The following is a 25,815-nucleotide window of genomic DNA, read 5'->3' on the forward strand; positions in this document are numbered from 1 at the left end:
GCTCAAGGCTATTTTGTGTCGCTATAATTTCATTAATTATAAAGATATGGCTACTTTGCAAGTGTTCACCTGTTGAGTCAGCGTGGATTACCAGCAGGAGGCAAGTATTCAGCACTGACAAGTAGCCATAACAATCAAAACTATTGTGAGTAGCAAGTACCAAAACTCCGCTTAGATTACGTGGTTAGCGTTCAGCGATATAAACGCTAACCCATGCACTAAATACAACGTTTATCATTGTAATAAAAGCAAGTGAGTATCATTGTGAGCGGATTGGAGCAAGTAAATGAGTTGCTGATCATCACTCAATACGATATTTGGATATAAATTGGGAGTATCAAATAGATAACGAATTGAATTATTTGAAAAGTCATAGTAATAGATAGCATTACTTTGATTTAGAGGCTTATCCATAAAATAGATCCCCTCATTAACAACGACAAAATCATTGGTGGTGTAACCGTTCGCAATATAACTTCTATCAATCAGCTTTTTTGACTTTTGTGTAACTAAATCAAACTGATATATATCATTACCGGGTTCTATACGATAATAGAGTATTCCCTTGCCACCATCACGAACCATATTGGCGTTTTTCAATAAAGGCAACGCTTCAATAGGATAACCTGTGTAACCCATTTTAACGGCTTTTGACTGATTATTATCAAATGTAGCGAAGTAAATTGACTGCAGGTCGGCAGAGTAAGTTCCAGCGTATAACATCTCTCCTTTAGGGCACAAAGGGCTGTCTTTACCTGTGTTTATATTAACACTGCGGCAGCTTCCATCCACCGCTAACAAAGCTTGTTCGCTACCTTGTTGCCAATGTAAACTAAGCGGATAACGGTAAGCTGCTTTTTCAATAAATTCATCGAGCTTGTAAGCTTTGCCCTCCTTATAACGCCAAAGTTCGATCTGACGATTAGGTTTAACAGAGGCAAATATAAACCCACCATCATTGACTCCTTCAATTGCTCGAATCGCTAAACCGTTGTTAACCACAACTTGCCGAGTACCATCTCCGCCGACGACAGGATTATTAACACTAACAATTTCGGTTGTAAGCGAAGACAAGCCCCAATCTTGCTGCAACAAAAACTGGTTTTGCCCTGGTATTTTAAGCGGCCAATAACCAACATACTGTTGCTGAGAAATGCGTTCAGTAATACTGCTAGCTAGATTAAATTCAGATAAATAACCATTACTATCAACAAAATAAACTGACTTACTATCATCGCTAAAGCTAACATTAAGTCTGAAATGACTTAACTTTATGCCAGTCTCTATAAACTTATTGGCCATAATGTCATACAAGATAAGTTCAATATCCCAATAACTATCCGCTCGTAAAATAGCCATCCACTGCTTATTTGGTGAAACCGTATTTGCAAAGTCACCATGGGAGTTTAGTGCAGGAGAACTGATCTGCTCACTTAACCCGCTTGAAGTATCAAAAAGGTAGATCTTTTTAGGCGCCCAAGAGACTTCATGAATGCTGTAATAAAAGCGGGTTTCATCTAACCAGCTTATTGACGTTGAAAGGTTATTCGGTTTTAAAGCAATAACCCTACGTTCTTGAGCCGCCTTTAAGGTTGAACTATCAAAAGTAGCAACGTAGATCCCCTCGTCCCCATCTTTCAAACGGTGAAACGCAATTTTTCGACCACTTGGGGCGATGCTCGGAAAGTTATCCCTGTTACCTTCGTTATTAAACACTTTTACGCTTTTTGAAGGATTGTCCATACTCGAAGCAAACAGTTCCCAAGCTTGCTGCTTAGTCTTTTTGTTGGCAAAAACGATGAAGGTACCATTTGCTGCGACGCTAGCAGACTGCTCACGACCGGGTAGCTCAGTTAGTTGCTGAACATCTTGATAATCACTCGTTTGAAAAAACGGGTAATAACCAAGAACAACAAGACAAACAACAGCCACTATTGCAGCCAACATCCGCCCACTAACATGCTGCGTTATTTGACTTATCTCTTTATCATTAGCCTGCACAAGTGATGCAGCAGGTACAATTTCAGCAGGATCATCATTAGGCGACTGACGGGCATCATAATGAACAAGAGTCTCTGCCAACCGATAACCACTGCTTCCACCGCCGGTAACGGTATGAATATATTTTACATCGGGATCCAGCTTGCCAAGATTTCGTCGTAAACTATAAATATGGTTGTTGATAGTATGATTGGAGGTGGCAGTATTTTTCCAAACATCGTCACGCAGATTATCTCGAGTAACTAACCTATCAGAGTGCTCGCAAAAGTAACAAAGCACTTTCATCGCCATCGATTGAATTTCAATCTGTTTATCAGCACATTTTAATTGATCAGTTTTCGGATCAACATCAATATTGCCAACCCTAAATACAGCAGAAAATTTAGCCATTAGAATGTCATTTTTATTATTCTTTATGCGAAACAATACGCTATATGACAATAGTATGAATTACAAGTTAGCTATATTAAAAAAGGCCTGCAGCGAACGCATAACTAAGAACTATTATTCCATTTAGATAAACGGCACAAGGCATAAAGACTAAAAATCGATGATAGTATTTTACACATCACTCTTTAAGTAAAAAACGCGATACTAAGATGCTTTTAGCTTAGTAATTTATAAGTGCGCGCAATTGACTCACTTCACTGTTTTATATTTATAAACAAAAAAGCGACCCATAATTCATAGTTAACAAAAGCAGAATACTTTAAGCTAAACCAAACCCAATAGAGTAGCCGACATGTACTTTTTAGATGGCGCACTTGCCAAGCAAATAGTCAACCGAACCATGAAGATTATTGGTCATAATATCAATGTAATGAATAAGCATGGCGTAATCCTTGGTTCAGGAGAATCCCAGCGTATCGGTGAAGTACATGAGGGTGCGCTACTGGCAATTAGCCAGCAGAGAACCGTTGAAATAAGTCATGCGAGTGAAGGAACGTTACACGGTGTCAAAGCTGGCATAAACCTGCCACTGCACTATAAAGGTGACATCATCGGCGTTATTGGTATCACCGGTGACCCAACCGAACTTGGTCATTATGGTGAGTTGTTAAAAATGACCGCCGAAATTATTGTTGAACAAGCAAACTCCATTGAGCAAGCACAGTGGCAGTATCGTCAAAAAGAGGAGCTGATTATTGATCTCATCAAATCTGACGGGCCCTTTAGTGCTCACCAGCGAAACTGGGCATCTCAGTTAAGCATAAATCTCGATACCCCCCGTGTAGCAGCGATTATTCAAGTACGAGCTGATGAAGAAGAAACCTCTGCCAACTCGATGTTAAAGCAAGTTCTTCACTTGCTAGAAAACCCATCCCGCGGCAACTTAGTCGCCATGACATCAATGACCGAACTGGTGATCTTAAAGCCTGCATTTCTTGACGGTAAGGCGTGGGATGCTGAACTTGAAAGCCAACGTATAGATCAATTGATAACGCGGTTACCCATTGAGTTAAGAAGCAGGCTTAAAGTATCTCTTGGGCATTTTTTCCCTAAACCACAAGAGATAAATCGTTCTTATCAAACAGCGTTAGAGACTCTATCTATAGGTAGTCATATGCAGCCAGAGTTGAGTAAATACCTTTATGAAGATTTTTCGCTATTAGTACTTTTGTCTTCCCTTAAAGGAAACTGGCGTGGGAAGGAGTTAATCAGCCCCTACCAATCTTTAATTGATGCAGATAAAAATGGTCAACTCAGCAAAACCTTAAGTTGTTATTTACAAAATTTTGGTGATCAACAACAATGTGCTAACGCATTATTCATCCATCGCAATACCCTGCGCTACCGTATTGAAAAAATCGAGAAGATTACTGGAGTCAGCATGCAACAACTGGATGGATTGCTGCAACTATACTTAGGTCAGGTATTGTTAACGCAGTAATCAACAAGTAAGTTGTCCCCTAAATTCAGCCTGGATGACTCCATGTGATGAAAGGCTTTACAGTGATACGGAAGCAATATATGACTAATTCTCGACTAGAAAAAGGTTTCACACTGATTGAATTAGTCGTTGTGATTATCGTGCTCGGCATTCTCTCGGTTATCGCAGCACCTAAGTTTTTAAACTTGCGAACAGATGCCAAAATAGCTGATCTGCAAGCTATTGAAGGAGCAATGAAAAGTGCTCTGTCGCTTGTTTACAGTAAAGCGGCTATTGAAGGAGAAAGCGTCGAAGCAGGTACCATCACCCACGCAGGTATTGATATACCGCTTTATAATGGTTATCCCGCCGTGGATGGTGGCGATAGTTTCGATGAGCTTAATGAGCAAGTACAAGCTTGGCTAGACATTGACTCTGTTTCATTAACAGCAATCAAACAAGACAATAATGCAGCGCCGCTTTTTATCGATAAATCATCGGCTAATAACCAAATCTATATCTTTTTTTCAGAAGATTTAGCCGATAAGAGTGTCAACTTTGACTGTCATATCCTCTATCAAAACAACGAAAGCAGTAGCCAGTATGAAGTATTCCTGAGAACAGATGACTGTTAAAATAAAGCGAACCTTTCCACTTAAAATCACATACTGTGCGTACGCACAAATATAATTCATTACAGGTAAAGTATTTAGTGCTTTTCGCCAAAGAATTTCCTCACTTGCGCCCCCATAATAATCTAGCCTGAAATTCTATGACCTCTAATTAATAAGAGCGATTGTTATATTTGGCTTAAAACCCTACACCTAACTAAAAATACCCCTACAGGGAAACGCTATGAGCCTCGTACTGATCTTACTGGCAGTGATTGCATTTATTGTAATTGCTACCTCAAAATTCAAGCTCCACCCCTTCTTGACGCTAATCCTCGCCTCCTTTATGGCGGCATTTGCTTACGGCCTACCGAGTGCCGATATTGCTAAAACCATAACCTCAGGTTTTGGTGGCATATTAGGTTATATCGGTCTGGTGATAGTACTTGGTACTATCATAGGTACTATTCTTGAAAAAAGCGGCGCGGCAATTACCATGGCAGACGTGGTGATCAAAGTATTGGGTAAGCGTTTTCCAACACTGACCATGTCAATTATCGGTTATATCGTTTCTATCCCCGTATTTTGTGACTCGGGCTTTGTGATCTTAAACTCTCTGAAGCAATCGATGGCAAATCGCATGAAGGTTTCAAGTGTGTCGATGAGTGTCGCGTTAGCAACAGGCCTTTATGCTACTCACACCTTTGTACCACCAACGCCAGGACCAATTGCGGCAGCGGGCAACTTAGGCCTTGAATCTAACCTAGGCTTAGTGATTTTTGTCGGTGTATTTGTAGCCGCTATTGCAGCGCTAGCAGGTACGCTGTGGGCTAACCGCTTTGCTAATGTTCAACCTGACGGCGAAGGCGCAGAAGAGCTGCAGAATCAAACTGAAGATTATGAAAAGCTTAAGCAAACATACGGAAAACTGCCTAGCCCTACCCGCGCGTTTGCACCTATCTTTGTGCCGATTTTACTTATCTGTTTTGGCTCAATTGCTAATTTCCCGTCAGCTCCGCTAGGTAATGGCGTATTATTTGATGTATTGGCATTTCTCGGCCAGCCAGTCAATGCACTGATGATTGGTCTTTTCTTATCCTTGTCTCTACTTAAAAGCAGCGACAAAGTTAAAGAGTTTAGTGAGCGCATTAGCCAGGGGCTAGTTGTTGCGGCACCGATTCTACTGATTACTGGTGCTGGTGGTGCATTTGGCGCAGTCCTTAAAGCAACAGAAATTGGCGCATTCCTAGGGACTTCGCTATCGGCACTCGGAATAGGCATCTTTATGCCGTTTATCGTCGCTGCCGCGCTCAAATCTGCGCAAGGTTCGTCGACTGTTGCGCTAGTGGCGACCTCTGCACTTGTTGCGCCAATGCTAGGTGATATCGGTCTTGCAAACGACATGGGCCGCGTACTAACGGTTATGGCTATTGGTGCCGGTGCAATGACAGTCTCACACGCTAACGACAGCTTCTTCTGGGTAGTGACTCAGTTTAGCCGCATGAGCGTTAAACAAGCCTATAAAGCACAAACAATGGCAACACTGGTTCAAGGTCTTACCGCCATGACAGTGGTGTACATACTAAGCTTAGTCTTGCTATAAGCGGATAGTTAACGGCGAGCACTCCCACTCGCCTTTACCCTGCACATACCACTCATTAAGATTACCATTACAACGCTAAGCTTTATCTCACCAGTTTCAGCGATGAGTTAAAAATAGGAACACTGCATGAAAATTGTGATTGCCCCCGATTCATTTAAAGAGAGCCTAACCGCAATGGAAGTGGCTAACGAAATTGAGCGAGGATTTCGCACAGTATTACCTAATGCTGAGTATGTAAAAATGCCTGTAGCCGATGGCGGTGAAGGCACGGTACAGTCAATGATTGATGCCACAAACGGCAGCCTGATTTGGACAACGGTAACGGGACCTGCTGGCGACAAAGTGAATGCCTTTTATGGCATTTTAGGCGACAGTAACCACGGCAGTGAGAAAACTGCAGTCATCGAAATGGCGGCCGCTTCAGGCTTGCATTTAGTCACTGGTGAGCAGCGTAATCCACTGTTTACCACAAGCTACGGCACGGGAGAGTTGATTGTTGATGCGCTTAATCGTGGTATCAAACATATCATCATTGGACTGGGCGGTAGTGCTACCAATGACGGCGGTGCAGGTATGGCACAGGCGCTAGGAGCTCACCTTCTAGATGCAGACAATAAGCCTATCGCGCCCGGTGGCGCGGCGCTAGCAACTTTACAACAGATTAACCTAACAGACCTGCACCCTTTACTGACCCAATGTCGCTTTGAAGTCGCTTGCGACGTCAACAACCCACTTTGTGGCGACCATGGCGCTTCTGCAATCTTTGGCCCGCAAAAAGGGGCAACGAGCGAGATGGTTGAGCAGCTCGACACAGCGCTAAATCACTACGCTGATGTGATTGCAAAAGCGGGGATTAAAGATAATCGTCACTTAAGCGGCGTTGGTGCTGCTGGCGGTATGGGCTTAGGTGTGATGGCATTTTTTGATGCCGAACTAAAACCTGGAATAGACATCGTGATGCACACCGTTGATCTTGCAAGCCATATTAAAGGAGCGAGTATAGTTATCACAGGTGAAGGTCGACTAGACAGCCAAACTTTACATGGTAAAACGCCGATGGGGGTTGCTGGCGTTGCCAATAGTCTCAACGTACCAGTGGTTGCGATAGCAGGTTGTGTCAGTGACGACGCCAATATACTGCTAGAACATGGTTTTAGCGCACTATTTTCAATAACGCCACGAGCTCTGCCGTTAGCCAAGGTACTTGGCAACGCCAAAGGCAATTTGTATGCTTGTAGCAAAAATGTGGCTGCACTGTACACCCTTTCGGCAAGTAGCAAGTAGCAAGTAACTAATAAATCAGTTGTAAAACCAAAGGCGCTTAGGCGTCTTTTTGTTTATTGCAACGTCACTTAAACAGCTAACCACAATCCCAAAGCACTTTTCTACTTGATGCGCTATAAAGCTTACAGTAAAGTTAGCCACCAACTTAAAGACTGATCCAACGCACAAAAGTAGTGTGATAAGTAGAGATAGTTAGCCAATGACACCAAGACGAGCCACCGCTTCTGAAGAGGCACTACTGAGAATTTTTACGGTTCCAGAAGCCCCCGATTCAACCCTTAGTGTTATTGAGCAAAATATCTCACAGAACTTAATGGGCTTTTTGCAGGAAAGTGTAGTCGCGGTTGAGAAACCTCTCACCGAGATTGAACTAGACTTCCAACAACACCAAATTCCAGCCGCGCCGCAATTTGTCTCTGATTACGCCGACGACATGATGCAAACGCTTGTCGCCCACTCTGTGCATACCTCTGCGCCGAGCTTTATTGGCCACATGACATCAGCGCTGCCCTACTTTGTACTGCCACTATCAAAAATGATGGTGGGTTTAAACCAAAATCTGGTCAAAATAGAAACGTCAAAAGCCTTTACACCGTTAGAGCGCCAAGTGTTAGGCATGATGCATCATCTCATTTATGCGGAAAATGACGACTTCTATCAAAGCTGGATGCACAGCGCTAACGTCTCTTTAGGCGCATTTTGCTCTGGTGGCACCGTTGCTAACATTACTGCTCTTTGGACTGCCCGTAACCAACTGTTAAAAGCTGATGGCAGTTACCGCGGCGTCGCAGCGCAAGGGGTAATGAAGGGCCTACGACATTACGGTTATGACGACTTAGCCATTCTAGTGTCTGAGCGTGGCCACTACTCTTTAGGCAAAACAGCCGACCTACTCGGCATTGGCCGCGAAAATATCATCCAAGTACCCACAGCAGAAGACAACAAAGTCGACGTATCAAAAATGCGGGACTTAGCCAATCAATTGGCAGCAGACAAAATCAAAGTGATGGCGATTGTAGGCGTTGCAGGCACCACTGAAACCGGCAATATCGACCCACTAAATGAGCTCGCTGACTTAGCGGGCGAGCTCAATTGCCATTTCCATGTTGATGCAGCATGGGGCGGCGCCAGCCTGTTATCTGAAAAGTATCGTCACCTGCTTGCAGGCATAGAACGCGCAGACTCTGTCACCATCGATGCTCACAAACAGATGTATGTACCTATGGGCGCGGGCATGGTGATCTTTAAAGATCCCACTTTCGCTAATGCGATTAAACACCACGCCGAGTATATTCTCAGAAAAGGCTCGAAAGATTTAGGCAGCCAAACCTTAGAGGGCTCACGCCCCGGCATGGCAATGCTAGTCCATGCATGTTTAAAAGTTATTGGTCGTGACGGCTATGAAATACTGATCAATAACAGTTTGGAAAAAGCCCGTTACTTTGCTGATTTGATCAATCAACATCAAGAGTTTGAGCTGGTGTCAAAACCAGAGCTTTGCTTGTTAACCTACCGCTATGTGCCGCAGACCGTGCAAATCGCAATGGCCAATGCACGAGCAAATAATGATGTAGAAAAACTAACAGAGTTTAACGCACTACTGGATGGATTAACTAAGTTTGTGCAGAAACGTCAGCGAGAACAAGGCACATCTTTTGTTTCTCGCACGCGGATTAACCCTGAAAACGCGCAAATGATGGACATCAAAGCGGTGGTATTTAGAGTGGTACTAGCCAATCCACTAACGACGCCAGAGATCTTGCAGCAAGTGCTTGCTGAGCAAACCGTTATTGCTTCTCAAGAGCAGCGTTTTTTACCGCAACTTTTGACGCTAGCAGCGCAGTAACGCTTAAGCTTAATAACACACTTCACGTGCATTTTAGTCAGCATCTAGCCTAGCGGTGATAAATAGATCCGTCACCTCACCAATCGGGCTTAACTGCTGTTTACGCTTTAGTGCCAATAGCTTAAAACCACGTCGGCTCAATGCTGGCACTAACAGCTCTGCATGGTGAAAATAGGTATAAACCTTATCACCATCACTTGAAGTGTCCTCGCGTACTTTTGGGCACTCCCCTTCCATTGTACTTAAATACAAAACCCCCTGAGGATTCAGCCTTTCAGCCGCGGCATCGATAAGTGCAATAGCCTCATCTCTATCAAGATAAGGCAAACAAAAGCCACACATTATTGCATCGAACCTTTCTGTAACCTTGCTTAAGTGGCGACTGTCTAACTGCAACACTTCAATTTTAGGGTTGTTTTTCTTAGCAAGCAGCAACATATTGGGCGCGAGATCCGTCGCCAATATCGACAAATTTGGCTTCTCAGATAACAACATTTTGGTAATATTTCCTGGCCCACAAGCCAGCTCTAACACACGGGCATCATCAGTTGGCAGATGGTTGATGAAAGAATCAAAAGTATCAGCATGCATCGCAAGATCCATGTATTTGTCTTCATACCTTTGCGCTAATTTATCAAAAGTATTGACCGATATTTGATTATTATCCATTGCCTATTCCCTAGCACTTGGTGCTTTGTATGAATTCTAATTTTGATGTTGTTTATTATTTAATCATCTACACTAGCGTGCAATTAGCTGTTCTACAACAGCTAATTCAAGCAAGGTTCAATTACGAGTTAACTATGCTATTAACCCGCAAGTGCGTTCTAGCATTATAAGCTAACGTAGTTTGGCAACTTCGACAGGGAATAAGTGTTTTCTATTGGCTTCGTAAACCGTTTTCCCAGAGTTAGGTTAGGGTCTAGCACGTTTATGCCCCAATCCAAGTTACGTTCATGAAGCTTTGCTTCCATTTTAAGTAAAAGAAAAGTCGTGGCGCTTCGCCCACACCCGAGCCAAGGGGCAAAGCGCTTGCGCCCCTTGGCAATCCCTCAGCGCCCCAGACGAAGTTATTTCCCTCGTACTTATTTGAAATCACCTAACGCTTCCGATGGGACATCCTGTCCCGCGAAAGCTATGCCCACATCCGTGTGGGCATTACGGTTATTTCTTCAACGCACTTCGGCAACTCCGATGGGGAGTTGTGTGTTCTGTAAGCTTTTGAAACTAACTTTTGCCCCTAAGTGAACTTCGGATTTCAAAACTGCGATAGAGCTACTAAAGCTTTAGCTATAGAAAAGCTAATCAGAAAGTTTATGCACAATCTAGAAGTTATACCTTTTTCATCTTTTTTATTAGCGTGTCATAAATTAGCGCTAATAGAGTAAAAGAGAGCGCGTCACCACGGAGAACATGAAGAAAAGCGTATAAAAGTAGACAAAAATAAACTATATCAGTATCTTAAGTGGCTAGCTGAGGAATGTTTAAGTATTTAACCTTGCTGGTCTGAATAGAGTGTAAATGCTTATTTTAACAGGTTGATTAATGAGAACTTATTATGTCAAATGAGTGTAGCTACAAGTTTGATTGGAGTGACTCTGTCACATTGGAGCGTGTTTCCGAATTTAGCTCTGATAAATTAGACCGTGCTAAGTACGCTAATTTTCTTACTAATTTTCTCATTGGTGAGGCACAAAAAGGCTACGTACTAAACTTGAACTCAGGCTGGGGGACAGGCAAGACATACTTCCTTAAGCGTTGGCAGCATTCTATCGATGAAGCTCATCCTACAGTATATATTGATGCTTGGAAGCAAGATTTTTCGAATGATCCCATGCTCGCCGTTATTAGCTCAATTATCTCTCAGCTTCGCGCTCAATCCCAGAGTGAATGTGAACAAAAGATACAAAACATTGGAAGTAAAGCTTGGGGTTTCTGTAAACAAGCTAGCCCAGAGATAACTAAAGCTGTTGTAAAGAAATTAAGCGGCATAGATGTCGACAAGGTTATCAACGAAAGCAACGATTCTAATCCATTTGAAAGCAAAGATTTTGCAGACGCTTCTGGGAAGTTAGTTAGCGCAATTATTAAAGATCATGATTCAAAATTAAAGAGCATCAAAGAATTTAAAGACTCAATAGCTGCGTTCATAAATGACACTCTTAGTTGTACAGAAAAAAGTTACCCAACATTCATATTTATTGATGAGTTAGATCGATGCCGCCCAACTTATGCTGTAGAAATGCTAGAGGTCATCAAGCATTTCTTTGATATGCCGAATGTTGTTTTTGTTGTCGCAACCGATACAGAGCAATTACAACATGCCGTGAAAGCTGTTTATGGGAATGATTTTAATGCCAATGTATATTTAAGTAGGTTCTTTCAGAGGCGCTGTACATTGCAAGAGCAGCCTAGGTTAGAGTTTATCCAAAATAAACTCTCTAGCTTGAGCGAGTCACAACTTGCTAACTTTAATGAGGTAATTTGGCCTGCCATAGATAGTGATGTTGAACACATATCATATCTAGTTGCTTCCATTGCAGATGTTTTTTCATTACCGCTTCGAGAAACAGAGCAACTTGTAGATAAGTTAAAAGCCGTTCTTTTTACGGTTGAAGGTAAGAAAATTGATATTTTACTGCTCTGTTCCTTGATGATTATTCATGATCGGTATTTTGATTACTATCAAGATATTATGTTCGAGAGATGTCCATTAGGAAAGAATGAGCTTTATCATCATCCTAGAATCATTCAAGAGATTTTTTTTAATGAAGAGTTTGGGAAGCTAATTGAATTGAATTTAGAGCCATATAAATACTTTAAGGATGGATACGTTTCATCTGGAAACCGCGGATACAAGATAAATATTGAAAATGGAAAGCATTCGGTAAGTTATATTCAGTTGCTATCAGTACAACTTGAAAGCACTCACACAAGTACCGATAGCAGAAAGTACCTTGCTGAAATAACACACATTTGTTCAAGAGATCAAAATCAGTCTGCACCTATAAAAAACTTTATAGGTGTGGAGATGCTTAGCTTAGAGCAATCAAAGGGTGATTATAAGAACTGGGTAGAATTGGCAACTTCATTTGATTCATAAATTAATTCTGCTTTGGTTTCAGATGGGGAAGCTAAGAGGGAGCAAACCGTCTTAAGTATTTCAAATAGCGGCTAACGCTACAATTAGTCCCCGTTGGAAGGTGAATATGACGCAGTCATGAGCTTATGAACGAGAGCTAGGGATAGCGAATTGGCTAGGTAAATAGATTTCCCTGCCGCAGGGCGTCGGAGACAATAGTGTAAGTGCCACATGGTTGTGGCAGTAGTTTTCGTGGGGCAAACCGTTCTTTGGCATCCATGCCATTACGGGGTAGGTCTTGTATTTTGGAAGATCAAGGCGGTGCGAGTTATAGCCTTTGGATAAATTAAGATACTTTTTCTTATCAATGTCAGTCTAATCAGGCTCAATGCTCTAAGTGGCTTCTGTCCAATAATTAGCTTGCCCGTTAGGCAGATATCTAGTGACTAACAGCCATTACAGACTCACCCAATACACCCACTCCCCATTGGAGTTGCCGAAGTGCGTTGAAGAAATAGCGGTAATGCCCACACGGACGTGGGCATAGCTTTCGCGGGACAGGATGTCCCATCGGAAGCGTTAGGTTATTTCGAATAAGTACAAGGGATACAACTTCGTCTGGGGCGCTGAGGGTTTGTTAAGGGGGACAAGCGCTTTCCCCCTTGGCTCGGGTGTGGGCGAAGCGCCACGACCTTACATCAAACGAAGTTTGATTGGTTTGGCTTTTAGATGCAGAAGTGCTTTAAGCACCAACAAACTTTTGTCCAAAAGCGAGTTAGCGACTAAAGTAGACTTACTCGTTATTCATCTGGTTTGGGTTGTGCGAGCTTCTAAATCATGGATGATTTAGCAGAGCCTATAGGGATATATTCTCGGCGACTTACAAAAGCTTAATGCAGCTGCATGACGCTTGGCTGCTTAACCTCGATACTGATCTTTAGATTCCTCAGGCTACCTCATACCTATGCAAAAATGGTTTCTTATTTAGGTTAAACGCCACTAACATTGCAATCAATACCGTCTATTCCAATAAAAAACCACCTTGCGGTGGCTTCTCAATTTTAAAATGGCGATTAAGCTATTTAGGCAAATCTGCTTGATGAGCGTTAATAAATGCGTCCATATTAGCCTGTGCTCTTTGCTGTGCACTGGCTAGCGTGTCGTTTGCATTCATAGTCTCGACCACTTCGTAGTAGCACTTAATCTTTGGCTCTGTGCCTGATGGCCTTACAATCACTCTGGCATGGTTATCGAGGCGGTAGATAAGCACATCGCTGGTAGGCAAATTAATGGCTTCTTCACTGCCATTGGCAAAAAGGCGTTTGCCTATACTGATGTCATCGGTTGATACCACTTTATGCCCTGCGATTGCTTGCGGCGGGTTATCACGCAGATAAGCGCCAATATTCGGTGTGGTCGGCTTTAATGCGATACTCACTTGGCTATTAAGATGGAAACCATGCTGCCGATAGATGAGCTCCAATCTGTCCCAAATCGTTTGCCCTTGACTGGCAAGTTCTGCAGTGAGCTGCGCGAATCCAACCAACGCCGATAAACCATCTTTATCCCACACCATAGTGCCAAGGGTGTACCCGAGTGCTTCTTCATAGGCAAACAAGAACTGATTAGCATCTGTTTGCTCGCTCATACCCACATTGGTTAACCATTTAAAGCCGGTGAGTGTGGTTGTGCAAGTCGCATCCATGCTCGCGGCCACTTTTGATAATAGGCTTGATGACACAATCGTTGTGCAAGTTAAACGCTGGTTGTCACTGGCATGTGATAGCAAGTAATGACCAAACAAGACGCCGACTTGATCGCCTGTGAGCATTTGATAGTTGATCTGATCGTTGTCATCAGCGGTGCGCACGGCAACCGCAAATCGGTCGGCATCCGGATCGTTAGCACAGGCCAACATCGCGTTATGTTTTTTCGCCTCTGCAATGACTAAATCCATCGCCCCTTTCTCTTCAGGGTTTGGAAAATTCACCGTGGGAAAGTCACCATCGGGCTGTGACTGCGCCGCTACCGAGTAAACGTTGTCAAAGCCAGCATCTTGCAGCACGTTTAACGCCATCTCATTACCCACGCCATGCATAGCAGTGTAAGCGAGGCTGACTTGTGCGGGCTCAGTGTTATTTTGTAACACTGGCGACTGATGCACGCCATCACGATAAGCTTGGTAAAAGTCATCCCCTAAGATCTGTAAATGGCCAGCCATTAAGGCCTCATCTAACGTGGGCAGCTTTATCTGCTCGGTGGCCGCTTTTTCAATACATGCAGCAATCCCGCTATCATGGGGGGGAATAATTTGCGCGCCATTACCCCAATACACTTTATAGCCGTTATATTGCGGTGGATTATGGCTCGCGGTCACCACTATGCCCGCTCCTGCACCAAGGTGCAGCACACCAAATGCCACCAGCGGCGTGGCTGCTATCTGTTTGGTCAGGTACACTTTAATACCCAATCCACATAATACACTGGCTGCATCTTCAGCAAACTGTTGTGAGTCGTGGCGGCCATCATAACCAATGACTACACCGCGAGTGGCAATGTCACTCACTTGTGCCTGTAGATATGCGCCGAGACCAGCAGAAGTTTGCTGCACCACTAAACGATTCATTCGAGTTGGCCCTGCGCCAACTACGCCACGAAGGCCTGCTGTACCAAATGCCAAACGCCCAGCAAAGCGCGCGGCTATGGCTTCATTGTCATTAGCGTCAAGCAAAGCCTGTAGCTCTGCGCGCATTAATGGGTCGGGATCATTGTTGAGCCAGTTTTGCACTCTAAACTTTAACTGCGTATCCATGATTCACTCCAGTTTTTACCTGCTAAATAGCCGCACTGATTAATACCAGTGTCGGTTACTGCAATTGAAAACGATTAAGATCCACATTAAGCCTAGCTCATAGCGAGAACAAGATAATTTGCATTAAAATTTTTACATCTAGCCAAACGCCTTCATCCTGTATGTTCAGCTGCCAACGTTCTTTACAAAATCGTTGCCTCGATACGCTCGTATTAAACACATTGATAGATAGAGGTCGCAGCGCTTGCAGTAGTTAGTGTAAAATAGCTGGCCAATCTTTAAAGACTATGTAACCAAGCCATGAGCCTGCAAAAAACTGAATGCCATATCAAAGTCATCGATCCTCAAATTGATGCTGTCAGCCTGTTAGCTAAGCAAACAGGTCTGAGCAAACAGTTAATCAAGCAGGCGATGCAAAAAGGTGCGGTTTGGCTCACTCACGGTAAACAAACCAACCGTTTAAGACGAGCAAAAAAAGCGCTTAATCAAGGTGATGAGTTGCATCTTTATTACAATCAAGCAGTATTAGATGAACAAATTGAAGCTGCTGAGTTACTATTTGATGAAGGACAATATAGCGTCTGGTATAAGCCATTTGGTATGCGCTGCCAAGGGTCAAAATGGAGCGACCACACCACGATTAATCGTTTTGCAGAGACACGTCTAACGCCCGCTCGTAGTGCTTATATTATCCATAGACTCGATCTCGCTGCCACCGGATTGATTGTGCTGGGTCATAGCAAAAAGATCACTGCGGCTATTGCCAAATTGTTTGAAACTCGCGCTTTAGATAAATACTATCAAGTGATCGTCGAGGGTGAATTTCCAGATTCAAAAATCACTATCAATAGTGATGTAGATGGCAAGTCAGCGTTATCTCACGCCCATAGGCTTGAATACAATAGTGAATTAAATCAGTCTAAAGTGCAGGTGGAAATCGAGTCAGGTCGTAAACATCAAATACGGGTGCATATGGCAAGTGTTGGTCATCCTGTTATTGGTGACAGACTGCACGGTAATGGCAATGAATCGACGCCCAATTTACAGCTCACCTCATGTTACTTAAACTTTATCTGCCCAATCACCCATCAAGATAAGGTGTTTGAGCTACCTCAAGCTTATCGACCTCACTTTAAAACAAGTTGATAAAACTAAGGCCACGGCTATTAAGCAGTGGCCTTTTCTATTATAAAAACTTAATCAAGTATCATTGATGGACATCAGTTAGCCATTATTCATTACCGTCTTCACACTTGCCTGCTATACGTTTCTTGCCTGAAAACATCGCTGAAATAACCCCTGGTTGATGACGCAACTCAGCAAATATCACACCGATGACATGCATGAGTATCAGCAGCATTAACAGATAAACACTGTACAGGTGAATGTCGCCAGCAAGACTTTTATAAGGCTTGATGTTGGCCTTTTTATCTAAATTCACCCCAGTATCGTCGTATGCTTTTATGGTTGTCGGGTCAACAGTATCCGCAGCGATATAACGAGTGACAGCGCCACCAAATGGTGGGTAATAGATATCAGTACCAGCGCGCATTAACCCAGTTACCATGATTACAACCAACAAAGCCATTATCGTAACCACGGCAAACTTGCCGATAGGATTATGCCCAAGGTACTGAGGGTTTTCACCGATTTTTAAGCGTTGCTTATAAGCGGTAACCTCGCTGATTTTTGGACGCATACTGGCAAACTTAGCAAAATGGTTCCCCGCAAAACCCCACACCAACCTAACGAGAAGGTTAATGGCAAACAAATAGCCAATGATAGTGTGTAACTCTTTCAGTTTGATCTTTGCAGGTAGGCCGCTGATCCCAAGTTCAGGCTTAAACAGCATAATTAATCCAATAAACATGAGCGCTGTAATAAGGATGACATTAATCCAATGGAAAATCCTAACTGGTTTATCCCAAACTCGATACTCTACGACTCCAATTTCCGCTTTGTTATTATTAGTTTTATGACTCAAATTGTCGTTCATATTACTTCTAGATCCCCTAGCCTTTTAAAATGGTAATAAAGGTAAATCAACCGCGAATTTACTCGCGCTGTAAAACCACTATTTCAGTGACCTTATTGCTAACTAATTGATACCAAGTTGCTACCAAATTGAAGGTGACAAAAAAGTCATTATAAACCTGGGAAATTAAGTTTCAGTTAATATTCATTAATTATCCCGCATATGCCCCCGCTAAGTAAAATAGAATCAATACGCCCACAAGCCCTACACAAAGGGGCTTTAAGGGTTATTGAATTATAAAAATCAATAACGACCACAAGTGACAATGCTCACATAAATTATCAACAGCAGAATCAAGTGCTCAGACAACAACCAATTAAAATTGCTATTGATAGCAATTCTCATTAGCATTCGCACCCATAAAGCAAACCTCTACAACATAATTCAATTAACTTTAGCCTGCGCTTAACATTTGATACGGAATATCGAAATTAGCTTACGTAAGAGCTGTCGTCGCAAAGAGCTATAAAGGCATGACCACATGAATACTCAAGTAAAGCTAATTTCCGCGCTAGTAACAGGCATTTTATACTCAGGTTCAGCACTCGCAACCACTGTTGATGATACCAATATCGAGGTCATCACAGTGACTGGGCACCAGCAGCATTACAAAACCGATCAAGCCCATGGTGCGATGCGATCAGATGTATCTTTGCTAGATACTCCCCAATCTGTAGTCGTCATTCCTAAAGAAATCATGGATGACCAGTTAGTGCGCACACTGGGTGATGCGCTCAAGAATGATGCGAGTATTTCAATTGGTCGAGTGACCACCGACAGAGAACGCTTTAGTTTGCGTGGCTTTAGTTTGGATGAAAGTACTAACCTGCTCAAAGACGGCCATCAGCATTTTTCTAAGTACCGCTTACCGATGGCATTGGTTGAAAATGTTGAAGTATTAAAAGGGCCATCAAGCTTGCTTTACGGCCAATCAACACCAGGTGGCCTTGTAAATTTGGTCACTAAAAAACCAACTTACGATTCGTTTTTAACCCTAGGCATTAAGGGTGATGAGCACGGCTCGATTCGAGGTTCACTCGATGCAGGTGGCAGCTTAAATGATGAACAAACTATTCGTTATCGTGCGGTTCTTGAAAAGGAGCAGAACAAGAACTGGCGTGAGTACCAAGATGGCAGCGCACAGGAGAGTGACTTCTTCGTTGGTAGTTTAATGACTGATTTCGATCTTAGCGATGACCTCACGCTATCGCTACACTACGACAAATCTGATGAACTTGCAGGCCAAGACAGTGGCGCCCTAGTCGATGACAATGGCGACGTTGTTGGTGGTAACGAGATGATATGGGACATGCCTTGGACCAAAATTGATGCCCAAAGTGAAAACTATGGCGCCGATCTACGCTACCAATTGTCTGACGATTGGGAATTTGCAGCAGGTTACAACAAGCAGCACAATGAACGTGAACGTTGGGAAAGCAAGCCACAGACTAGCAGTTACGACCCAGACACTGGCAGCTATAAAAATAAGCCTTACAACAAGCTTGAAGATTGGCAGCAGCAGGCATTTTACTTTGACTTTGTTGGCTCTATCGAACTCGCGGGTATGCAACATGACCTGCTATTTGGCGGTAACTATGTTGACCATCAATACAGCTCACTCAAAGTGAAAGGGAAAATGGACAACGGTAATATCAATACTGGCGTTATTGTGCCTCAGCCAGACTTAGATTATGCCGACGCTAAAGCTTCTAGCGAAGACTACCAATACTACGGTGTGTTTGCTCAAGATCTGATCTCACTCACCGATGAATGGCAAGTGTTACTGGGCGTGCGCTACGATCAGCAAGACAAAACCGATGCCGACAGCAATTCAGTCTTACCTAAATTTGGAGTCATTTACCATCCGGTCGACAATGCTTCTATTTATGCCAACTACAGTGAGAGTTTTGAGCCACAAGGCAGCGTACTTGACGATGAAGATGGCAACTATGGTTTAGAGCTCGACCCAATTAAAGGCAAAATGGTTGAATTGGGCACTAAATGGGAACTGCTATCGGGAAGAATCCGCTTAAACGCTGCAGTGTTTGATATCGAACGAGAGAATATTCTAACGAATGCTGGCACCTCTGATAACCCTATTACCACCCAAGGCGGCGCACAGCGCCATCGTGGATTCGAGTTTGGTGGCATGGGGCAAATAAACGATGACCTCTCTTTAATCACCTCGTTAATGTATCTCGATGCGGAATATAGCTCACACGATGAATTTGAGGGTAACCGCCCTGAAGATGTACCTGAATGGACAGCTTCAATCTGGGCTAAATATTCAGTCACTGACAGACTAGCCGTAAACCTAGGTGCATTTTACGAAGGTGAACGTTTTGGTGATGCAGCGAATACCTTTGAAAAAGATGCTTATACTCGTGTTGATACCGGAATTAGTTACGCTATACCTGTGGCAGGGCAAGATCTACAGCTAAGAGTTAACATCGAAAACCTATTTGACACTGACTACTTAGGTGGCGGTGAAAATGGTGAGGTGAATGTGGGTAAACCAAGAACGGTTAAGTTTGGCGTAAGTTATACTTTCTAAAATCTTAAGTTTCCCAATTAGATATTTTAAAGCCCAGGCTCAAGTCTGGGCTTTTTGGTTACAACGGTAAACGGATATTCAGTTACTTTCCACCAGCTAAATCAATGAATGACCCTGTCACATAGGAAGCAGCATCTGACAGCAACCAAGCAATTGCTTCAGCAACCTCTTCAGGCTCCCCGCCCCGCTGCAGTGGTATTTGTGGACTTAACCTTTCAACGCGATTAGGCTCGCCGCCATCGGCATGCATATCGGTATGAATAAAGCCTGGCCGCACTGCATTAACGCGTACTCCATCAGCAGCCAACTCCAGTGATAAACCTTTGGTCAATGAATCCATAGCCCCCTTTGATGCGGCATAATAATATACCCGTTCGACCTCAAGATGCGGGATTTCAGTGGGAATAAAAAGTGGTTTAGACAAGGCTTAGACCGCTGTGCAATAGCTAGCCTACTGTCAAGGTCTGTAACGCAGTATAAACCACTTTTAAACCCACCCAACGGGAGCGTCTGAGCATATCCACTTCTATGTTGCATTACTTCATAAGGAAACGTCATTATTACAACAATGCGCCTTGAAATGAATCCGCTCAGGCAGCTCTGAAACCTGCACTTTGAAGTTGAACGGGTATGTATTCATTGGGTGCGCCGCTTCTAGACGCTGCAGAGGAGACATTAACGATGGCGCTGCCTGCTTGCATTGTTTTAATGGCTTCTCGGCAACATAAGAAACAGCTACTGGCATTGGTATTCATCACGCGATTAAACCGCGCTAAACTCATGTCGACCAGCTTTGACTGAGTAAACAACACGCCGACGTTATTCACTAGGTGCGTCACTACGCCCAGTTGCTGCGCCGTTTCAGCAAAGAGCCTGACAACATCCACCTCTTTTGATACATCAGCTTGAATGGCAATAGCTTGTCCACCCGCGGACTTTATATCGTTGACAACCTGCTCTGCAGCTTGTAATTGCTTATGGTAATTCACGCACACACTATATCCTTGTGCGCCCAATAACTTAGCGGTTGCAGCGCCAATGCCTCTGCTCGCACCCGTAACTATCGCCACTTTATGTTGACTGGTACTAATATTGGTATGAGTCATCAGCGTTCCTCTCTGTCAGCTGAAGCAAGTAGATTTGCAGGCATTACCGCTTTTGACATCATACTGTAAGATTGAGGGGTGCCATCGATACGAAACATGTCTGCTACTTCACCGCACTTGGTAAAACCGCTGCGCTCATAGAGTCGACAGGCCACTTGATTATTGGATAATACCCACAAGTCGATATATTCAATATCGGTGTGGGCTGCCGTCCAGTTAAAAATTGACTCTATAAGCACATTACCGAGTCCTTTCCCACGAGCAGTAGCATCAACTCCCATACCCAATAAAGCTCGGTGAGCGGTATGTCCTTCAGCGTGAGCGCGTATATCAATATGACCAACGATATTACCGTCAATAAATGCTAATAACATTTTACGCCAACCTTGCTCACCCATTTCAGTCGCTATCCCATGTGTGAAGCGAGATTTCATCGCGTCGCTCAAGTAAGACTCTTTACGAGACATAGGCTGAAATATCGCTGCACCGCCAACACCGTTTTCCGCAAGTTGACGCGAGAGGTAGCTAAAAAATGCTCGCATGTCCTTTTGTTCAGCTAATCTAATTTGCAAGGTGTTACTCCCTAGATACACTTTCCATTTAATCTTTTTTATTACTGTTCATTGATGACACTGATGCGTTAATTAACTGCGGCCTGGCTCAAAGCCATCATATCGGGGCAGAGCTGCATCCAACTCATCCCAATTGGCTTTAGAGCTCACAAAGTTGTGCGAGATGGGCCGCTCAGTAATATCAGACTCTATAATCCCTAATCGCACCCTGACTCGGCTAGGGTCTTCAGCGTTCGAGCTATAAACCGGCGAGCCACAATACTGACAAAAATGACGCTGACGGCCTGGTTTAAATGAGAAGCTAGTTAATGAACTCGCCCCCTTGGTAATGGCAAAGTCACTCGCGGCAACAAATCCGTTGGTCGCATAAGCAGTGCCGCTATTTCTACGACAAAGTGAACAGTGGCAATGAATAATTTCACTTATCTCACCACTAATGGCCACGTTAACTTCACCGCATAAACATTGTCCTAAGTACATGCTATTGTCTTTCCTTGATTAACTGTTTAATAGGTTACAATCTATTACTCATCGAGGTTCCGTTGCTTGTTGTAAGGCGGCAATATCAGCGCCAACTATGGCCTCTAAGTTGGTAGTAATTTTCTCAGCAGTCCAATCCCACCAAGCAATATCGACAAGTTTCTCAATAATATTTTGCTCAAATCTGAGTTTAATAAGTTCAGCGGGGTTACCGCCAACCACGCCATATGCAGGTACATCTTTAGTCACTACCGACTTACTGGCGATAATGGCGCCATGGCCCACTGTGACCCCTGGCATAATCGTCGCGTCATAGCCAATCCACACATCATGGCCAATATGTGTATTACCTTTAAAAGGTAAATCGCCCTCTTTCGGCATCACCTTTTCCCAGCCATTAGAGAAAATCTGAAACGGGTAGCTCGAAAAGCCAGACACCTTATGGTTAGCACCATTCATAATGAACTTGACGTCTTTAGCAATAGCGCAAAACTTCCCAATAATCAGTTTGTCACCGATAAAGGGGAAATGATAAAGCACGTTATTCTCGAAATTCTCAGGACCATCGGGATCGTCATAATAGGTATAATCTCCGACTATGATGTTGTCGCCCTTTATATAGTTTTTCAAATACCCCACTTGCGGGAAGCCTTTCATCGGCGATTTATCATCGGGGTTTGGACCAAACATAATGACTCCTGTTTTCTATCTTTCAACCTTTATCGATTACACACATTGGGAATGTAATACGCATTAAACTCTGTTACTAAAAACAATGTCTTGCTTCGCATCTAACCACATTGGGTATTGCGTCATCACCTTACTAAACAATCGACTCTGCAAATAGCTATTTAGCCACTGCCTTAACTTCGGATATGGCGCTTGCAGATACCATTGCCGCTCTACTCGACCAAACTGGCGAATAAACGGCACTAACGCTAAATCGACCAAACTGGGTTTATCTGACATCAAGTATTGATGGCGGCAAAGTCGTGATTCTAAATCAACAAGATAGCGCTCACATTGCATTCTATCTTCAGTGAGCGATGGTTCGTGATAGCGCTTTGAGCAGCGGTATTTCTCTAGGTGCCCTTTAAACTCACTATCAAATAGGCTTATCAATAACAGCATATCAGCGAGTGCACTCGGGCTGTCTCCACCGAGATAATTTTGAGGATCGGACTGGGTAAATGCCCACAACATGACCGCTAAGCTCTCATCAATAATCTGGTTATCTGCGGTGACAAGCACTGGCACCGTCCCCTTAGGTGAAGCCTGTAGCATTTCAGCGGGCTTATCACTAAGCACTATGTCTCGCAGGTGTACTTGCTGACCAGAGGCGTAAATAGCCATTCTAGCCCGCATTGCGTAAGGGCAGTTTCTTAAAGAATACAGTACAGGTAATGCCATGATTTCACTCATTGTTGCTCAAGTCGCTCCATTAGAGAATGTGAATAATTTACTTTAACGATATTCATTAGCAAAATATACGGGTAACATCCCCCCATTAAATTGCTAACGACAAGTGGTAACCATGGATCCAAAGATAGAATTATTAGCACCAGGCGGAGATATTGATGCGATTAAAGCAGCTATTATTGCTGGAGCCGACGCTGTTTATTGCGGCTTAGACACCTTTAATGCGCGCAACCGTGCAGCTAATATTTCCTTTGATGAACTGGTTGGTATCATTCGTCTCGCCCACCAATACCAGTGCGAAATATTTCTCACACTGAACATTGTGATTTTAGAAAACGAGTTTAAAACCCTTGCCAAGCTACTGAGCAAACTGGTTAACACCACCTTAGATGGCGTGATAGTGCAAGATATCGGCATGTTCCAGCTGATTAAAAAGCACTTTCCAACATTAGATGTGCACGCATCGACTCAGTTGACCACTCATAACGCTGGGCAGATCCCGTTTCTTAAAAAGCTTGGCGCATCGCGAGTTAACCTTTCAAGAGAGCTTAATTTACGTGAAATTACTGCGCTAACGGCAACCGGTCGTGAACATGACATCACCACCGAGGTGTTTGTTCATGGTTCGCTTTGTATCGCTTTCTCGGGTCTATGCTATTCAACTTCTGCCAGTGTCGGTAATTCAGGCAACCGAGGTCGATGCAGTCAAGCCTGCCGAGAAGAGTACGAAACGACTGAGTCAGGGCATAACTTCCCACTTAATATTAAAGATAATTCAGCCTTTTTTGATCTACCCGCATTAATTGAAGCTGGCGTGCACTCCTTTAAAGTAGAAGGTCGCATCAAAGGCGCAAGCTACGTTCACACAGTGATTGATAGTTTCCGAAAACAGATAGATGGCTACCTGAAAACCGGCGAGCTACTTGAAGATGGCGAGCGTTTATATAAGGTGTTTAACCGCGATCTCACCAATTCATTTTTAAAGGGTGATTTGAATCAGTCGATGTTTATCGATAACCCGCGCGATAATTCAAAGAATCATCTCAAAGACAAGCTGACTCAAAACGGCACCCAGTCTATTTCGGTGGTGCAGATCCATGATGCAGAGCAAACACTGCAGCAGGAAAAAAGCCAAATTCAAGCAAGCGTCGATGATAAAATCAAACACTTAAGTATCGCTAAATTGCCACTAACATTGACATTCTCTGGTCAAATAGGCGAGCCGCTATCGATCACGGTTAGCACTCAAGACTTTGTTGTTGGGCAAACTCAGTTAGTCAACAAAACCTTTACCGTTCAATCTCGTAGCTTACTCAGCAGCAGTGATGATGCCAGCATCGATATTAGCGCGATAGAAAAACGCTTCAAGAGCTTAAACAATGCAGAGTTTGAGCTTACCCTGCAAACTGAAGCATTAGTAGCAGGCTTGAGTGTTCCATTTAAAGAGTTAACCACCTTGAAAAAGCAGCTGTTGTTAGCCCTTCATCACGGTAAAGCTGTATTACCTGCAATAGATCTACCCAAATTAGAGAAGCACCCAAAGCCTGTAGGGGAAGCCCCTAAGTTATCATTGCTTATCTGTGATGAAGCGGATATTGCCCTTGCCGACATCACTGATGCCGACATTTACTTCAAGCTGCCTGACGCCTATAAGCGCGGCTGCACTAAGTATGTTGATTTCTTCAAGCAAAACCCAAGACTCATCCCTTGGTTTCCATCGGTATTAATTGGTAAAGATTACGACGTTGCATTGAACATTTTAGAGCAGGTACGACCGCCGTTGATCGTGACCAATAATACCGGTATTGCTAATCGCGCCTACGAGTTAGGCATAAAATGGATTGCTGGCCCATTTTTAAATACTACCAACTCCTATGCGTTGCTAGCGATGCAGGAGCAGTTTGATTGCCACGGCGCATTTATCTCAAATGAGATCAATCAGCAGCAAATCAAGCATATAGCTCGCCCGGCAAACTTTAAAATGATGTATAGCATCTACCACCCTATTTTACTGATGGCCAGCCGCCAGTGCTTTTTCCAACAAAGTGTTGGCTGTGAGAAACCCCGCATCGACAATGGTTGTATGCTCTCTTGTGATAAGTCCACCAGCATTACTAACCTTAAAGGTGATGAATTTGCCATTGATAAGCAAAAGGCAGGTTATCCGAGTATCTATAATCAAGATCAGTTCTTAAATACTGAGATTATTGACGATCTAGCCCACCTGTTTGACGGCTTTATGGTTGATCTCACCAACATAGGTGCTGGTGACAAACCATCTCCTGATAAAGCGCAATTAATTAGCCAGTTTGAACAACTGCTTGCTGGTAATCACAGTGCTATTACTACGCTTGATAGCATGGTGACGCAATCAACAGTACAGCAGTACCACAACGGGTTATAAATTAACGGACAATTGCAAAAAAGCCAGGAATAATAAGTTGTTCAACTCTGGCTTTTTTGCAAGCTCTCTATCCTTGAACATAGACCTAAAGCAATTCTTAAGTCTTTATTAAGCACCTTGTTTTACAATCGAAATC

19 protein-coding genes are annotated in these 25,815 nt (G+C 43.4%); 9 read left to right on the forward strand and 10 right to left on the reverse strand.

Annotated features, from left to right (window positions below; all coding sequences use genetic code 11):
* Positions 1-234 precede the first annotated feature (234 nt).
* Positions 235-2,391 (reverse strand): winged helix-turn-helix domain-containing protein, encoded by a 2,157-nt coding sequence (locus L2730_RS05740; RefSeq protein ID WP_248973711.1) that lies wholly within the window; start codon positions 2,389-2,391, stop codon positions 235-237.
* A gap of 352 nt (positions 2,392-2,743) precedes the next feature.
* Between L2730_RS05740 and L2730_RS05745 the strand changes: the two genes are divergently transcribed.
* From L2730_RS05745 to panP, 5 genes are all read left to right on the forward strand, one after another.
* Positions 2,744-3,892 carry a sugar diacid recognition domain-containing protein gene (locus L2730_RS05745; RefSeq protein ID WP_248973712.1) on the forward strand — a complete coding sequence of 383 codons (1,149 nt, stop codon included), beginning with the start codon at positions 2,744-2,746 and terminating at the stop codon, positions 3,890-3,892.
* An 80-nt stretch (positions 3,893-3,972) separates the two neighbouring features.
* A complete protein-coding gene (locus L2730_RS05750) occupies positions 3,973-4,506 on the forward strand; it encodes a type II secretion system protein (RefSeq protein ID WP_248973713.1) in 534 nt (177 codons plus the stop codon).
* A gap of 220 nt (positions 4,507-4,726) precedes the next feature.
* Positions 4,727-6,085, forward strand: a complete 1,359-nt coding sequence (locus tag L2730_RS05755) for a GntP family permease (RefSeq protein WP_248973714.1) — start codon at positions 4,727-4,729, stop codon at positions 6,083-6,085.
* 126 nt (positions 6,086-6,211) lie between these two features.
* Positions 6,212-7,369 carry a glycerate kinase gene (locus L2730_RS05760; protein WP_248973715.1) on the forward strand — a complete coding sequence of 386 codons (1,158 nt, stop codon included), beginning with the start codon at positions 6,212-6,214 and terminating at the stop codon, positions 7,367-7,369.
* Positions 7,370-7,568: 199 nt separating this feature from the next.
* Positions 7,569-9,215 carry a pyridoxal-dependent aspartate 1-decarboxylase PanP gene (panP, locus tag L2730_RS05765; protein WP_248973716.1) on the forward strand — a complete coding sequence of 549 codons (1,647 nt, stop codon included), beginning with the start codon at positions 7,569-7,571 and terminating at the stop codon, positions 9,213-9,215.
* A 33-nt stretch (positions 9,216-9,248) separates the two neighbouring features.
* Here the strand turns inward: panP and L2730_RS05770 are convergent, their stop codons facing one another.
* Entirely contained in the window at positions 9,249-9,884 is a 636-nt protein-coding gene (locus L2730_RS05770) for a class I SAM-dependent methyltransferase (RefSeq protein WP_248973717.1), read from the reverse strand.
* A gap of 889 nt (positions 9,885-10,773) precedes the next feature.
* Here L2730_RS05770 and L2730_RS05775 point away from each other — a divergent pair.
* On the forward strand, positions 10,774-12,318 hold the full coding sequence (locus L2730_RS05775) for a KAP family P-loop NTPase fold protein (RefSeq protein ID WP_248973718.1): 1,545 nt from the start codon (positions 10,774-10,776) through the stop codon (positions 12,316-12,318).
* Positions 12,319-13,375: 1,057 nt separating this feature from the next.
* On the opposite strand, the gene L2730_RS05780 is transcribed toward L2730_RS05775, so the two are convergent.
* Positions 13,376-15,109 (reverse strand): phospho-sugar mutase, encoded by a 1,734-nt coding sequence (locus L2730_RS05780; RefSeq protein WP_248973719.1) that lies wholly within the window; start codon positions 15,107-15,109, stop codon positions 13,376-13,378.
* Positions 15,110-15,409: 300 nt separating this feature from the next.
* Here L2730_RS05780 and L2730_RS05785 point away from each other — a divergent pair, with 300 nt between their 5' ends.
* Positions 15,410-16,255, forward strand: a complete 846-nt coding sequence (locus L2730_RS05785; protein ID WP_248973720.1) for a pseudouridine synthase — start codon at positions 15,410-15,412, stop codon at positions 16,253-16,255.
* 85 nt (positions 16,256-16,340) lie between these two features.
* Here the strand turns inward: L2730_RS05785 and L2730_RS05790 are convergent, their stop codons facing one another.
* Positions 16,341-17,105 (reverse strand): cytochrome b/b6 domain-containing protein, encoded by a 765-nt coding sequence (locus L2730_RS05790; protein WP_248973721.1) that lies wholly within the window; start codon positions 17,103-17,105, stop codon positions 16,341-16,343.
* Positions 17,106-17,625: 520 nt separating this feature from the next.
* Between L2730_RS05790 and L2730_RS05795 the strand changes: the two genes are divergently transcribed.
* The gene (locus L2730_RS05795; RefSeq protein WP_248973722.1) at positions 17,626-19,698 is read left to right on the forward strand and encodes a TonB-dependent siderophore receptor; all 2,073 of its coding nucleotides are present in this window, start codon (positions 17,626-17,628) and stop codon (positions 19,696-19,698) included.
* Between the two features lie 82 nt (positions 19,699-19,780).
* Here the strand turns inward: L2730_RS05795 and L2730_RS05800 are convergent, their stop codons facing one another.
* The 6 genes from L2730_RS05800 to L2730_RS05825 all read right to left on the reverse strand — a co-directional run bounded on the left by L2730_RS05800 (position 19,781) and on the right by L2730_RS05825 (position 23,278).
* Positions 19,781-20,104: an SDR family oxidoreductase gene (locus tag L2730_RS05800; protein ID WP_428848440.1), complete on the reverse strand. Its 324-nt coding sequence runs from the start codon at positions 20,102-20,104 to the stop codon at positions 19,781-19,783.
* A 184-nt stretch (positions 20,105-20,288) separates the two neighbouring features.
* Positions 20,289-20,804 (reverse strand): SDR family NAD(P)-dependent oxidoreductase, encoded by a 516-nt coding sequence (locus tag L2730_RS05805; RefSeq protein ID WP_248973723.1) that lies wholly within the window; start codon positions 20,802-20,804, stop codon positions 20,289-20,291.
* Positions 20,804-21,376, reverse strand: a complete 573-nt coding sequence (locus L2730_RS05810) for a GNAT family N-acetyltransferase (protein ID WP_248973724.1) — start codon at positions 21,374-21,376, stop codon at positions 20,804-20,806. Before L2730_RS05810 ends, L2730_RS05805 begins: the two co-directional genes overlap by 1 nt.
* A gap of 72 nt (positions 21,377-21,448) precedes the next feature.
* A complete protein-coding gene (locus L2730_RS05815; RefSeq protein WP_248973725.1) occupies positions 21,449-21,856 on the reverse strand; it encodes a GFA family protein in 408 nt (135 codons plus the stop codon).
* A gap of 48 nt (positions 21,857-21,904) precedes the next feature.
* On the reverse strand, positions 21,905-22,546 hold the full coding sequence (locus L2730_RS05820; protein ID WP_248973726.1) for a Vat family streptogramin A O-acetyltransferase: 642 nt from the start codon (positions 22,544-22,546) through the stop codon (positions 21,905-21,907).
* Between the two features lie 63 nt (positions 22,547-22,609).
* Positions 22,610-23,278: a glutathione S-transferase gene (locus tag L2730_RS05825; protein ID WP_248973727.1), complete on the reverse strand. Its 669-nt coding sequence runs from the start codon at positions 23,276-23,278 to the stop codon at positions 22,610-22,612.
* 112 nt (positions 23,279-23,390) lie between these two features.
* Between L2730_RS05825 and L2730_RS05830 the strand changes: the two genes are divergently transcribed.
* Positions 23,391-25,679 (forward strand): peptidase U32 family protein, encoded by a 2,289-nt coding sequence (locus L2730_RS05830; protein WP_248973728.1) that lies wholly within the window; start codon positions 23,391-23,393, stop codon positions 25,677-25,679.
* The last annotated feature ends 136 nt before the right edge of the window (positions 25,680-25,815 follow it).

Origin of the sequence: Shewanella kaireitica, assembly GCF_023284045.1 — a bacterium.
Lineage (GTDB): Bacteria > Pseudomonadota > Gammaproteobacteria > Enterobacterales > Shewanellaceae > Shewanella > Shewanella kaireitica.